Below are 12,258 nucleotides of genomic sequence, written 5' to 3'. Positions count from 1 at the left end.
CGGTAGTTCCTAGGCGCCCGGCGATTCCATCATCGCCGTGTAGCGCCGCTGCATCTCCTCGGGTGTCACCGTTTCAATGCTGTGGCCCACGCTCCAGCGGTGGCCGAAGGGGTCGCGAAAACTGCCCGAGCGTTCACCGTAGAAATGGTCTTGCGCGGCCATCTCCAGCGTGGCGCCGGCCTGCAGCGCGCGGGCGATGACCGCGTCGCAGTCGTCGACATGCAGGTGCAGGGTGACGCTGGCCGGCATGTCCCGCGCCGGCGCCGCGACGCCGCATTCCGGGAACTCGTCGGACAGCATCAGCGTGGCGCCGCCGAAGTCCAGTTCGGCGTGGCCAATGCGGCCGCTGGGCTCCGTCAGGCGGAATTTTTCGGTCGCCCCGAACACCGAAATGTAAAAAGCCAGGGCTTCTTCAGCGCCCTTGACGTGGATGTAAGCGAACAGTTCGTGAATGGCCATGCCGGCTCCTCTGAAAGGGAATGCGGCCAGTCTATAGCCCGGCATTCGCCCGGTCTTGAACAAAATTGACATGTGGCCGCAAAGAGGCTGCACCGGCTGCGGGCGGCACCGGCACATGGTTGGCCGAGGCCGGCCGCGCCAGCCGGTACTGCTCGGGTGTGAGGCCGGCGAACTCACGGAACTCGCGGTTGAAATGCGGCTGGTCGCTGTAGCCCGCCTCCATCGCCACGGCGGCCAGGGCCAGGGGGCCCTGCACCAGCGGCAGGGCTTTCTGGAAACGCCGCACCCGGCAATACAGCTTGGGACCCAGGCCCACGGCCTGCGAGAAGATGCGTATGAACTGCCGGTGGCTGTAGCCGCTGCGGGCCACCGCATCATTCACGTCCATGCCCGCCTCGAACTGCCGCAAGGCCAGCATGGCCACCGGGTGCGCGGCCCGCGCCGGCCCGGCGCGCAGGCGCTCCAGCAGCAGGGCCTCAAGGCGGTGCAGGGCATCCCGCGGTGTCGCGGCGGCCAGCAACTGCTCGCGTGCCGCGGCGGCATGGCTGCCCCACAGGTCTTCCAGGCTCACGTGTTGTCCCGCCAGTTCATCGGCCGGCAGGCCCAGCAAGGCCTGCGCCGCGCCGGGCAGCAATTGCACGCCCACCGAGGGGGAGGGTGCGGTAAGGTCTTTGGCGTAAAACACCGCGCGCGGCCCGCCCACCAGCGTATGGCCGAGCTGCCGTCCCTCGCCATCGGCTGCGCTGTCGAAGATGCGCACGGACGGCCCCGAGAGGCGGAACACCAGGTGCATCAGGCCGGTCGGCAACACATGTTCGCGCGCCGGCGCCGCCTTGGCCTCCATGGGCGCAGGCACGCCGGCCCACGCCGTCTTGACGAAGGGCGCAAGCAGAGGATGGGGCGCACGTTGCATGGACTTATATGGTGGACTCTGAAGCCTGGGCTTGTCTTCAGTCTAGGCCCTGGCCGCACCCCTGTCATGCGGCCGGGCATGCGGCGGCGCAGCCTGCGGCTATTCCTGGCTGCAAATTCAACTTCCCTGTGCAACGAAATTTAATTTCAAACTAAACGCACATTCTTCAGGGTAATCACTTACATAATCTCACAATTAGCCAAATATCCTACGATTTCTGAAATTAACTTTCACGTAGGAGTGCTTATGGCTTACCGCATACAGACACGCCGGCTGCTGCCGGCACTGGTTTTTGGCCTGATGGCCGCTGTGCAGGGCGCCGCCCCGGCGCTGGCCCAGACCACGGCTTCGGCGGCCAACCTGGCCATGGTGGGCGAGCCGCCCTCGCTGGACCCGATGCAGGCCACCACCGACCTGGTCGGCACCATCATGCAGCACGTGTATGAGCCGCTCTACACCTTTGACGCCAAGTGGAATGTCGTGCCCATGCTGGCCGAGGGCATGCCGCGCTTCTCGGCCGACGGCAAGGTCGTCACCATCACCCTGCGCAAGGGCGTGAAGCTGCACTCGGGCCGCGCGCTGGACGCCGAAGACGTGGTCGTCAGCCTCAAGCGCTGGATCAAGGAAGCGCCGCGCGGCAAGGCTGTGGGCAAGGAAATCGTCGAGCTGAAGTCGACGGGCCCGCTCACGGTGGAGCTGACGCTCAGGAACCCTTATGCGCCACTGCTCGCGCAGCTGGCCCTGCCCAGCGGCATGGCCGCCATCATGGCCAAGGAAGCCGTGCAGATTCCGCTGCGCGACTTCATCGGTACCGGCCCCTACAAATTCAAGGAGCGCCGCACCGACCAATACGTGGTGCTCACGCGCTTTGACGGCTACAGCGCGCGCAAGGAGCCGGCCAACGGCTACGGCGGCAAGCGCGAAGCCTTCATCGAAGAGCTGCGCTTCATCCCCGTGCCCACGCCCAACACGCGCGTCGAAGGCGCCATGTCCGGCCAGTTCCACTTCGCCGACCTGCTGCCCATAGACGCGCTGGCCCGCCTCGAAAAAGCCGGCGGCCGCGCCACCGCCGTGATCACGCCGGCCTTCGGTTTCCCCTACCTGGTGTTCAACACGCGTGAGGGCATCAACGCCAACAAGGGCATGCGCCAGGCCATCCAGACCGCCATAGGCCCCGGCGAGATGATGGCCGCCGGCTTCGGCGACACGCGTTTCTTCACGGCCGAAGCCAACCACTTCCCGCAGGGCTCGCCGTATTACTCCGCCGCCGGCGGCGAGAACTACAACCAGCGCGACCCGGCCAAGGCCAAGGGCCTGGCCGAAGCCGCCGGCTACAAGGGCGAAACGGTGCGCATCCTCACCAGCCGCCAGTACGACTTCCACTACAACATGGCGGTGGTCATGGCCGAGCAGCTCAAGCGCGCCGGCATCAAGGCCGAGCTCACCGTGGTCGACTGGGCCACGCTGGTGCAGCGCCGCAACGACTCCGCCGCCTGGGACATCTACGTGACGCATTCGGGCCTGCTGCCCGAACCCATGCTCTCGCCGCCGCAGCTCGGCGACGGCGCACCCGGCTGGTGGAACACCCCCGGCAAGCAGGCCGCGCTGCTCGAGTTCAACCATACGCCGGTGCCCGCCAAGCGCGCGCCGCTGTGGGGCAAGGTGCAGCAGCTCGTGTATGACGAAGTGCCTTACATCGACATCGGCAAGTTCAACAGCCTGTCGGCGAAGTCGACGAAGCTCGAAAATTACCAGCCCGCGCTATGGCCTTTCTTCTGGAACGTGAAGCTGAAGAACTGAGCGCAAACACCTCTCAAAAGCAAAGCCGTGCGGCCGTAAGCCGCACGGCTTTTTTCATGGGAACGGGCTCCAGATCGCCTGGCGACGGAATCCGGGATGTGTTACGTTCGCTCACTCAATCTGCTCTTGTGCCAGCCATGCTCAAAATCCTTCTGCCCTTGTTCGCCATGCTGTTTTCCGGCGTGACGCAAGCCGCCTCCAGCCCGGCGTCTTTCCCCTTTGATTCGAAACAGCTTGCCGGCCTGTGGGTCGAGAACTACGACACCGAGCCCGCTTGCGCGCCCGACAAGCTCAAGATGCGCATGCAGTTCAGCCGCGACGGGAAACACCTGGACATCACCTACGACCGGAAGTGGAAGACCGAACTGGGCGAAAAGGAAGGTTCACGTGCGATCGTGCTGTCGGCGAGCGCGACGACCCTCGTGATTCAGTATGAAGGAGAGACACGGCTCAAGCGGTCGGGCAGGCCGCTTGAATGGGAGCTTGCTGTCGTCGCGCCGGGCGTCTATCGCTGGCGCGAGACCGATTGGGAGCCGGGCCGTACCAATACCGTCGTGGGCATCCGGTGCTCCCTGTGAAGTAGCCTGAAAATGGCCTAAGGCGCTTTGCTGCGGTTCATCGCGTTGTCGAATTCCTCACGCGACAAAAATCCGTCCTTGTTCACGTCGGCCTCGTCAAAATGTTTCGAGACACCGCGAAAGTTCGACGCCTCGTCACGGCTGATCTTGCCGTCGCCGGTCTTGTCCATGAACTTGAAAGCGCGCTCCAGGTCCTTGGGGTCGTAGTAGACAACGGCTGGCGTTGCGGGTGCCGCAGCGGGCGCAGAGGCTGCCGCCGCCGGCTCCGGGGTCTGGGCGTTCGCCTGCGCGGCCAGCAGAGCGGCCGCGGCGGCCAGGGCCAGCAAGGATCCCAGCATCAACATGCGGGGGCGGTTCAAACGGGAAGGGGTCGTCGTTGTCGTGGGCTGTCTCATGGTCTTCCTGGGGGGAGTTGTCTAGGCACCATTGGATGCTACCCCTGGCCCTAATGCCAGTGTTCTTGCAGGGTGTTGCGCCGGTTTACACCAGTGCCAGCGCCGGACACATTTCTTTGCGCGATGTTCCAGCGCCAGAGCTTGCAAGCTCTTGTCTTCAATCTGTGTAAATCTGCGTAATCTGCGGATAAATCTTCATATCCACAGACGCAGATGTCGCGCCGCGTGCCAATGTGTACAGGCTGCACGTGACAACATAAAAAAACATTTTCCTGCGGCATCCGGGTTGACAAGCCGGGGCCACCCGCTCAATACTAAGCCTAATGGTTAAGTATAAAGAAGACGCCGAAGAGGCCCTCAATGCCGTGTTCGCCGCGCTCGCGGACCCGACCCGCCGCAAGGTGCTGCAAGACCTGGAGCGCGGCAACCTGTCCGTCGGCGAGCTGGCCCAGCCGCACGGCATGTCCTTGCCAGGCTTCATGAAGCACCTGCGGGTGCTAGAGGATGCCGGCCTGGTGACACGCGCCAAGGACGGGCGGGTCGTCAACCTGGCCATCTCGCCCGAGCCCATGCAGGAGGCCGCCATGTGGCTTTCCCGTTACGAGAAGTTCTGGTCCACCCGCCTCGATGCGCTGGGCCGCTACCTGTACCACCAAGAGGAGCTGAACCCGCCATGGAAAGAAGCGCAACGCAAGGCAAGCCGTCCGTCAACTTCACTCGGCACTACCCCGCCAGCTGCGAAAAAGTCTGGCGCGCGTGGACCGACCCGCAAGCGCTAGCGCAATGGTTCGGCCCCGACCCGGGCAGCGTGGTGACCCTCGCCGAGATGGACGTGCGCGTCGGCGGCCGCTACCACATCCGCTTCGGCGTGCCGGGCCAGGAGACCCACAACGTGAGCGGCACCTACCTCGAAGTCGAACCGCCCCACAAGCTGGTGTTCGACTGGGGCTGGCAAAGCACGCCCGAACGCGTGTCGCGGGTCAGCGTCATCCTGAAACCCTCGAGTGGCGGCACCGAACTCGTGTTCGTACATGAAAAATTCTTCGACCAGGCCGCGCGCGACAGCCACAACCAGGGCTGGGCCGGCGCCTTCGCCAAGCTCGACAAACTGTTTGCCGCTGAACCGTCGCCCACCTGAAAGCACCATCACCCATACATACACATCACCCTGAAAGGAGCCCACCATGCTAGCCAACAGAAACGCCATGGCGACTATCGCCGTCAAGGACCTCGCCGCCGCCAAAAAATTCTATGAAGGAAACCTCGGCCTCACGCCGCTTGAGGCCGAGGAGGAGGACGTGCTCACTTACCAGAGCGGCACCGCCACCGTCCTGGTCTATGTCTCGCAATTCGCCGGCACCAACCAGGCCACGTCCTGCACCTGGTCGGTGGGCGACGAGTTCGACAACATCATGAAAGCGCTCAAGGACAAAGGCGTGGCGTTTGAGCACTACGACATGCCCGGCATGGCGTTGCAGGGCGACGCCCATGTCGCCGGCGACTTCAAGGGCGCCTGGTTCAAGGACCCGGACGGCAACATCCTGCACATCCATAACCGCTGATCCACCTGCTTCGCCCCAAGGAGTCCGCCCGTGAATGCCAACCCCGCCGTGCACCCCATCGTGTCCAAAGAAGAATGGCTCGCTGCTCGCCGCCTGCTGCTGGCCCGCGAAAAAGAGCTCACCGCGCAGCGCGACCTGGTCAACGCCGAGCGCCGCCGCCTGCCCTGGCTGCCGGTCGACAAAGCCTATGTGTTCGACGGCCCCAAGGGGCGCGAAAGCCTGGCCGACCTGTTTGAAGGGCGCAGCCAGCTCATCGTCTACCACTTCATGTTCGGCCCGGGGTGGGAGGAGGGCTGCCCCAGCTGCTCTTTCCTGTCCGACCATATCGACGGCACTCTCGCTCACCTGGCCGCGCGCGACATCACGCTGGCGGTGGTCTCGCGCGCGCCGCTGGCCCAACTCGCCGCGTTCAGGCAGCGCATGGGCTGGCGCTTCAAGTGGGTGTCGTCCTCCGGCAGCGACTTCAACTACGACTACCACGTCTCCTTTACGCGCGAAGAACTCGCCGGCGGAAAGGTCGGCTACAACTACCGCATGGAAGACGTCGGGGGCATGGAGGACCTGCACGGCGTCAGCGTGTTCACGCGCGACGGCCAGGGCAACGTCTTCCACACCTATTCAAGCTATGCCCGCGGCGCGGACTCCCTGGTGGGCAGCTACCACTACATGGACCTCACGCCCAAAGGGCGCGACGAAGACGGCCTGCCGTTTCCCATGGCCTGGGTGCGCCACCATGACAAATACGGCGCGGCTGAAGCCAAGGCCCAGGCCACGGCCTGCTGCCATGCCGAGGCCGGCGCCGCATGACGGCTTCCCCCAAAGCCACGCGCCGCGACTGGATTGGGTTGGCCGTCATCGCGCTGCCCTGCCTGCTGTATTCCATGGACCTCACGGTCATGAACCTGGCGGTGCCGCACCTGAGCGCCGAGCTCAAGCCCACGGGCGCGCAGCTCCTGTGGATCGTCGACATCTACGGCTTCATGATCGCCGGCTCGCTCATCACCATGGGCACGCTGGGCGACCGTATAGGCCGGCGCCGGCTGCTGCTGATGGGCGCGGCGGCCTTCGGCGCCGCGTCAGTGCTGGCCGCGTTTTCCACCAGCGCTGAAATGCTGATCGCCACGCGCGCGCTGCTCGGCGTGGCCGGGGCCACGCTCGCGCCGTCCACGCTCTCGCTGATCCGAAATATGTTCCTCGACGCCGGCGAGCGCACCGTCGCCATCGGCGTGTGGATCACCAGCTATTCGGTGGGCGGCGCTATAGGCCCGCTGGTCGGTGGTGTGCTGCTCGAACACTTCTGGTGGGGGTCGGTGTTCCTGGTCAGCGTGCCCGTGATGGTCTTGCTGCTGGTGCTGGGCCCGGTGCTGCTGCCCGAATACCGCGACCCCGATGCCGRCCGGCTGGACCTGCTGAGCGCGGCGCAGTCGCTCGCGGCGGTGCTCGCCGTCATCTACGGCCTCAAGCGCATTGCCGAAGGCGGCCCGAGCTGGCTCGCCGCCGGCTGCATCTTCGCCGGGCTGGCGACAGGCGCGGCTTTTTTGCGCAGGCAGCGCAGGCTGGCCAGCCCGCTGATTGACCTGGCCCTGTTTCGCGAACCGGCTTTCAGCGCGGCGCTGGCCATCAACACCTTCTGCTTTTTCGGCGCGTTCGGTGCTTTTCTTTTCATCGCGCAGTATTTGCAGCTGGTGATAGGCCTGTCACCGCTGGAGGCCGGCCTGTGGTCGGTGCCGTCTGCCCTGGGTTTTGTGGTGGGCTCCATGCTGGCGCCCGTCATCGTGCGGCGCATCCGCCCCGGGCTGGCGGTCACGGGCGGCCTGGCACTGGCCTTCGCGGGTTTTGGGGTGCTCACACAGGTGGACGGGACCTCGGGCCTGGCCACGCTGGTGACCGGCAGCGTGATTTTTTCGCTGGGCCTGGCACCGGTGGTCACGCTGGGAACCGACCTCATCGTGGGCTCCGCGCCGCCCGAGCGCGCCGGCGCCGCCGCGGCGATCTCGGAAACCAGTTCGGAATTTGGCGGCGCCCTCGGCATCGCGGTGCTGGGCAGCGTCGTGACCGGGGTGTATCGCCACGCGATGGAAGGTACTGCGCTCAGCGGCGTGCCCACCGCGGCGGCCGAGGCCGCGCGCAGCACCCTGGGCGGCGCCGTGGCGGTGGCGGCCGAACTGCCGGGCGCCAGCGGCGCGGCATTGCTGGACACCTCGCGCGAAGCCTATGCCCAGGCCTTTCAGGTCACCGCCGGCATCAGCGCCGCGCTGGTCCTGGGCACGGCCATACTGGCGGCCGTCATGCTGCGGCAGGCGCGCGCGGGTTCACCGGCCGGGTCCGCGCCTTGAGCCTGCCGGAAGGGCCTACGCCATGAAGCGGCTGTCAGAAACGTACTTTGACGAAGGCCGAGGGCCCCTTGAGCTTGACGCGAAAGCGCGCATTGTTGCTGTCGCGGCGCAGGTCGATGTCGGTCAGGCCGTAGTCCAGCACCACGCCGACGTTCTTCATCGGGAACCATTCCACGCCCACGGCGGCGTTGTAGATTTCGCCGCGCACGTTGCTGCCGGTTTTTTTCACGCCTGAGGCGTCGGCGAACAGGCGCAGGTCCGGCGAAATCGCATGCCTGAGGCCCACTTCCACCAGCGGCGCCACCGCGTCGTCGCTGTCGCTTTGCCGGATGCTGCCGGTGCCGCCGCCGGTGACCGCCGCGGTGGCGTTGAGGTCCAGCCCCACGCGGTAGTAGGCCGCGCCCAGGCCCAGGCCCAGCACGGTGTTGCCCGAACCCAGCCACCATTTGTAGGCCAGCTTGGCGAAGTCCACTTTCACGTCGAGGTTGGCCGTGCCCGTGGTCGTCACCGTGCCGCTGCCGATATTGAAGTTGCTGGCCAGCGAATCCCCGTAGCCGCGCTTGAACTGGTAGTAGTCGAAAGACAGGCCCTGGCTCTCGAACAGCAGCACGTCGGCCTTGATGCGCGGCATGGTCACGCTGCTGCTCTTGGAGTCGCCCGAGTCCAGCCGGCCGAAGTTGGTGTTCACCGCCGCGTTAAAGGTCGGGTCGGCGTGGAAAGCGCCTATCGAGAAACTCGCGCGGTCCAGCGCCGGCGAGGGTTGGGCCAGGGCCGCGCCGCCCAGCAGCGCCAGGGTGCCCAGCCCGGCCATCTTCAGGGCCCGGCCGGCAAGGCGGGGCAATGGAGTCATCCGCATGAAATACATCCCATGGCTAAAAGTGCGCGGCGTGCTGCGAGTGTTTTAAAAATGCCGCAAGGCTCCCGTTTCCTGTCCTCAAGAATCCGTTCTAAATTAGCCAGCGCAATCCCGTCCGGCTATCCGCCAAAATCCGAGGCGCTTGTAGGACAGGGCGCGACGCATATTGCCCGCCGGCTTCGCCTGCCATGGCGTAACATGCGCGGCCACGGCATGGTTTCGCGCCGGAACGACCAGAACCTGCCCTGATTTGACGGACAACATTCATCCATGAAGCAGAGGAGAAACCGCAAATGAGACAACACATGGACAGCCGCAAGCGCTGGTGGGCCCTGATGGTGCTGTGCCTCGGGGTGCTGATGATCGTGCTCGACACCACCATCGTCAATGTGGCCCTGCCTTCCATACGCACCGACCTGCATTTCACCGAGACCTCGCTGGTCTGGGTGGTCAACGCCTACATGCTGACCTTCGGCGGCTTCCTGCTGCTGGGCGGCCGGCTCGGCGACCTGTACGGTCACCGCCGGCTCTTCCTGGCCGGGCTCAGCCTGTTCACCGTGGCTTCGCTGGCCTGCGGCCTCGCCAACTCGCAGGCGCTGCTGGTCGTCGCGCGCGCGGTGCAGGGCCTGGGCGGCGCGGTGGTCTCGGCGATCTCGCTGTCGCTCATCATGAATTTGTTCACCGAACCGGCCGAGCGCGCCAAGGCCATGGGCGTCTACGGTTTTGTCTGCGCCGGCGGCGGCAGCATAGGCGTGCTGCTGGGCGGCCTGCTGACCGACGCGCTGAGCTGGCACTGGATCTTCCTGGTCAACCTGCCCATAGGCGGCGCTGTCTTCGCGCTATGCCTCATGCTGCTGCCCGGCGGCAAGGGCCAGGCCACCGGCGCGAAGCTCGACGTGGGGGGCGCCGTCACCGTCACCAGTTCGTTGATGCTGGCCGTCTACGGCATCGTCAACGGCAACGAGGCCGGCTGGCTCTCGGGCCAGACTTTAGGCCTGCTGGGCGCGGCCGCGGTGCTCATGGCCGTCTTCCTGGCCATCGAGTCCAAGGTGCAGACGCCGCTGATGCCGCTGGGCCTGTTCCGCCTGCGCAACGTCGCCACCGCCAATGTCGTGGGCGTGCTCTGGGCCGCCGCCATGTTCGCCTGGTTCTTCATCTCGGCGCTCTACATGCAACTGGTGCTCGGCTACAGCGCCATGCAGGTCGGCCTGGGCTTTTTGCCGGCCAACCTCATCATGGCCGCCTTCTCGTTGGGCCTGTCGGCGAAGATCGTCATGCGTTTCGGCATACGCGCGCCGCTGGCCGCCGGCCTGCTGCTGGCGGCCGTGGGCCTGGCGCTGTTCGCGCGCGCGCCCGTGGCCGGAAGCTTCGCGCTCGACGTGCTGCCCGGCATGCTGCTGCTGGGCCTGGGCGCCGGCATGGCTTTCAACCCCGTGCTGCTGGCCGCCATGAGCGACGTCGACCCGGCGGAGTCCGGCATCGCCTCTGGCGTGGTCAACACCTCCTTCATGATGGGCGGCGCCCTGGGCCTGGCCGTGCTGGCCAGCCTCGCGGCCGCGCGCACCGGCGCGCTGGCCGGGGCAGGGGTGGACGCCGTCACCGCGCTCAACGGCGGCTACCAGCTGGCCTTTGTGATCGGCGCAGTCTTCGCGGCCGTGGCCGCGGTGCTGGGCGCCGTGCTGCTCAGGCCCGGGGGCGCGGCGGCCGCCGCCAAGCCGGCCGCGGCCACGCACTAGGCGTCACGACCGGCCACGGGGCAAGGTCTGCCCGCGCAAGGCGTTGCCGTCCTACAGGCCGGGCGAAAGGGCCAGGCCTACGATCCGGTTTTTCCCTCCAGGAGAAACCCATGTCCGACGACAAAAGCAAGACAGGCGCAGACCGCAAGCTGATCTCCCTCGAGCAGGCCCATGAGCTGCGCGACTGGATGAAGTCGCTGGGCTGCACCGAGCAGCAACTGCGCGACGCCGTCAAGGCGGTGGGCCATTCGGCCGAGGCCGTGCGCGCCTACCTCGCGAAAAAATAAACGGCCATCCGCGCGCACCCAGCATGTTCGACCTCCATGCCGACTGGTGGGAATTGCCTCTGCGCGCCGTGATCATCTACGGCGCGTTGCTGGCCATGGTCCGCTTCTCGGGCCGGCGCACCGTCGGGCAGTTCACGCCCTTTGACCTGCTGGTCGTGATGCTGCTCAGCGAGTCCGTGTCGAGCGGCCTCAATGGTGGGGAAGAATCGGTGACCGGAGGCTTGCTGGCCGCCGCAACGCTGGTGGCCTTGAACGTGCTCATCGCTTTCGCCACCTCGCGCAGCGCCCGTCTGCAGACAATCATGGAAGGCCGGCCGGTGCTGGTCGGACGCGACGGGAAAATATTCGCCGAGGTCCTCAAACAACACCGCGTCCCCCTGGGCGACGTCGAACAGGCCTTGCGTGAGGCCGACTGCGAGCAGTCCGACATGAAGTTCGCCTGCCTCGAGGCCGATGGGAAAATCAGCATCCTCAAGGAAACCAGCAGCCCGCCGCTGGCCCTGTCCCGTGAACACGGATGAACTTCCGCGCAGCCGCCGTGTGCTGCTGCTGATCGACTTCATCAATCCCATGGATTTTCCGGGCGCCGAGAACCTGGCCGAAAGCGCCGTCGAAGCCGCGCGCGCCACCGCCGCCCTCAAAGCCGTTCTGTGCGAGCAAGGCGTGCCCGCGATCTATGCCAACGACAACTACGGCGGCTGGCAGTCCGACTTCCAGAGCCTGGTCGAGCGCTGCGCCGGCAGCCGCGGCGCTTCGGGCGAGATGGCGCGCCTGCTGCGCCCCGGGCGCGGCGACCTCACCGTCCTCAAGCCCAGGCACTCGGCCTTTCTGGGTTCGCCGCTGGACCTGCTGCTGTCCCGCATGGAGGTCAAAGACATCATCATCACCGGCGTTGCGACCGACATGTGTGTGCAACTCACCGCCATGGACGGCTTTCTGCGCGGCTTCAAGCTGCATGTTCCCTCCGATTGCTGCGCTGCTGAATCGGTGGAATACCACAAGCAGTCGCTGGCCTATATGGCGCGCATCCTCAAGTGCGACATTTCGCCCTCGGCCTTTATCCAAAGCGCCGTCACCCCCGCATCCCAACACAGGAGAAGCGCATGACCACCCTCACAGGAAGCTGCCATTGCGGCAAAAACGCCTTTCGCATCGACGGCGAGATGCCGGACCAGCTCACGCGCTGCACCTGCTCCTTCTGCAGCAAGCGCGGCGCGCTGCTGGCTAGAACCTGGTCACAGCCTAAACGGGGCCGCGCAAGCACCTTCTCGGGATGGGATGCAAGGCGCGGTGCGACACCCATAGCACAGCTATGGGTTAGCGCCGCAACGCACGC

16 protein-coding genes and 1 pseudogene are annotated in these 12,258 nt (G+C 65.9%); 13 read left to right on the top strand and 4 right to left on the bottom strand.

What is annotated here, in order from left to right:
- Nucleotides 1-9: 9 nt before the first annotated feature.
- Together AC1D1Y_RS00085 and AC1D1Y_RS00080 are read right to left on the bottom strand one after the other, a co-directional pair.
- On the bottom strand, nucleotides 10-459 hold the full coding sequence (locus AC1D1Y_RS00085) for a VOC family protein (RefSeq protein ID WP_477680567.1): 450 nt from the start codon (nucleotides 457-459) through the stop codon (nucleotides 10-12).
- A 31-nt stretch (nucleotides 460-490) separates the two neighbouring features.
- Nucleotides 491-1,372: a helix-turn-helix domain-containing protein gene (locus tag AC1D1Y_RS00080; RefSeq protein ID WP_477680566.1), complete on the bottom strand. Its 882-nt coding sequence runs from the start codon at nucleotides 1,370-1,372 to the stop codon at nucleotides 491-493.
- Between the two features lie 246 nt (nucleotides 1,373-1,618).
- On the opposite strand from AC1D1Y_RS00080, the gene AC1D1Y_RS00075 reads away from it, so the two are divergent.
- Both AC1D1Y_RS00075 and AC1D1Y_RS00070 read left to right on the top strand, forming a co-directional pair.
- Nucleotides 1,619-3,172: an ABC transporter substrate-binding protein gene (locus AC1D1Y_RS00075; RefSeq protein ID WP_477680565.1), complete on the top strand. Its 1,554-nt coding sequence runs from the start codon at nucleotides 1,619-1,621 to the stop codon at nucleotides 3,170-3,172.
- 137 nt (nucleotides 3,173-3,309) lie between these two features.
- Complete coding sequence (locus tag AC1D1Y_RS00070; RefSeq protein WP_477680564.1) at nucleotides 3,310-3,750, top strand: hypothetical protein; 441 nt, start codon at nucleotides 3,310-3,312, stop codon at nucleotides 3,748-3,750.
- A gap of 17 nt (nucleotides 3,751-3,767) precedes the next feature.
- Here the strand turns inward: AC1D1Y_RS00070 and AC1D1Y_RS00065 are convergent, their stop codons facing one another.
- Nucleotides 3,768-4,145 (bottom strand): EF-hand domain-containing protein, encoded by a 378-nt coding sequence (locus AC1D1Y_RS00065; RefSeq protein ID WP_477680563.1) that lies wholly within the window; start codon nucleotides 4,143-4,145, stop codon nucleotides 3,768-3,770.
- A gap of 323 nt (nucleotides 4,146-4,468) precedes the next feature.
- Between AC1D1Y_RS00065 and AC1D1Y_RS00060 the strand changes: the two genes are divergently transcribed.
- The 5 genes from AC1D1Y_RS00060 to AC1D1Y_RS00040 are packed head-to-tail and all read left to right on the top strand — an operon-like array spanning nucleotide 4,469 to nucleotide 8,043.
- The gene (locus AC1D1Y_RS00060) at nucleotides 4,469-4,924 is read left to right on the top strand and encodes an ArsR/SmtB family transcription factor (RefSeq protein ID WP_477680562.1); all 456 of its coding nucleotides are present in this window, start codon (nucleotides 4,469-4,471) and stop codon (nucleotides 4,922-4,924) included.
- Nucleotides 4,819-5,283 carry an SRPBCC family protein gene (locus tag AC1D1Y_RS00055; RefSeq protein WP_477680561.1) on the top strand — a complete coding sequence of 155 codons (465 nt, stop codon included), beginning with the start codon at nucleotides 4,819-4,821 and terminating at the stop codon, nucleotides 5,281-5,283. The genes AC1D1Y_RS00060 and AC1D1Y_RS00055 overlap by 106 nt, the downstream gene beginning before the upstream one ends.
- A 46-nt stretch (nucleotides 5,284-5,329) precedes the next feature.
- Nucleotides 5,330-5,707 (top strand): VOC family protein, encoded by a 378-nt coding sequence (locus AC1D1Y_RS00050; protein WP_477680560.1) that lies wholly within the window; start codon nucleotides 5,330-5,332, stop codon nucleotides 5,705-5,707.
- A 30-nt stretch (nucleotides 5,708-5,737) separates the two neighbouring features.
- Nucleotides 5,738-6,514 carry a DUF899 domain-containing protein gene (locus AC1D1Y_RS00045; RefSeq protein ID WP_477680559.1) on the top strand — a complete coding sequence of 259 codons (777 nt, stop codon included), beginning with the start codon at nucleotides 5,738-5,740 and terminating at the stop codon, nucleotides 6,512-6,514.
- Nucleotides 6,511-8,043, top strand: a complete 1,533-nt coding sequence (locus tag AC1D1Y_RS00040; protein ID WP_477680558.1) for an MFS transporter — start codon at nucleotides 6,511-6,513, stop codon at nucleotides 8,041-8,043. Before AC1D1Y_RS00045 ends, AC1D1Y_RS00040 begins: the two co-directional genes overlap by 4 nt.
- A 34-nt stretch (nucleotides 8,044-8,077) precedes the next feature.
- On the opposite strand, the gene AC1D1Y_RS00035 is transcribed toward AC1D1Y_RS00040, so the two are convergent.
- On the bottom strand, nucleotides 8,078-8,893 hold the full coding sequence (locus AC1D1Y_RS00035) for a hypothetical protein (RefSeq protein WP_477680557.1): 816 nt from the start codon (nucleotides 8,891-8,893) through the stop codon (nucleotides 8,078-8,080).
- A gap of 18 nt (nucleotides 8,894-8,911) precedes the next feature.
- On the opposite strand from AC1D1Y_RS00035, the gene AC1D1Y_RS00030 reads away from it, so the two are divergent.
- From AC1D1Y_RS00030 to AC1D1Y_RS00005, 6 genes and pseudogenes are all read left to right on the top strand, one after another.
- Nucleotides 8,912-9,148 (top strand): hypothetical protein, encoded by a 237-nt coding sequence (locus AC1D1Y_RS00030; RefSeq protein ID WP_477680556.1) that lies wholly within the window; start codon nucleotides 8,912-8,914, stop codon nucleotides 9,146-9,148.
- Between the two features lie 44 nt (nucleotides 9,149-9,192).
- Nucleotides 9,193-10,635, top strand: a complete 1,443-nt coding sequence (locus tag AC1D1Y_RS00025; RefSeq protein ID WP_477680555.1) for a DHA2 family efflux MFS transporter permease subunit — start codon at nucleotides 9,193-9,195, stop codon at nucleotides 10,633-10,635.
- Between the two features lie 110 nt (nucleotides 10,636-10,745).
- Nucleotides 10,746-10,922, top strand: coding sequence for a DUF3606 domain-containing protein (locus AC1D1Y_RS00020; protein WP_477680554.1), 177 nt, complete (start codon nucleotides 10,746-10,748; stop codon nucleotides 10,920-10,922).
- A 23-nt stretch (nucleotides 10,923-10,945) separates the two neighbouring features.
- Complete coding sequence (locus AC1D1Y_RS00015; RefSeq protein ID WP_477680553.1) at nucleotides 10,946-11,443, top strand: DUF421 domain-containing protein; 498 nt, start codon at nucleotides 10,946-10,948, stop codon at nucleotides 11,441-11,443.
- Nucleotides 11,430-12,029: a cysteine hydrolase family protein gene (locus tag AC1D1Y_RS00010; protein WP_477680552.1), complete on the top strand. Its 600-nt coding sequence runs from the start codon at nucleotides 11,430-11,432 to the stop codon at nucleotides 12,027-12,029. The genes AC1D1Y_RS00015 and AC1D1Y_RS00010 overlap by 14 nt, the downstream gene beginning before the upstream one ends.
- Nucleotides 12,026-12,258: pseudogene (locus AC1D1Y_RS00005) on the top strand (hypothetical protein); the annotation flags it as partial. The gene AC1D1Y_RS00010 and the pseudogene AC1D1Y_RS00005, both read left to right, overlap by 4 nt.

This window comes from Polaromonas sp. P1_G1 (assembly GCF_056405595.1).
This window is presented reverse-complemented; position numbering and strand designations above follow the sequence as displayed.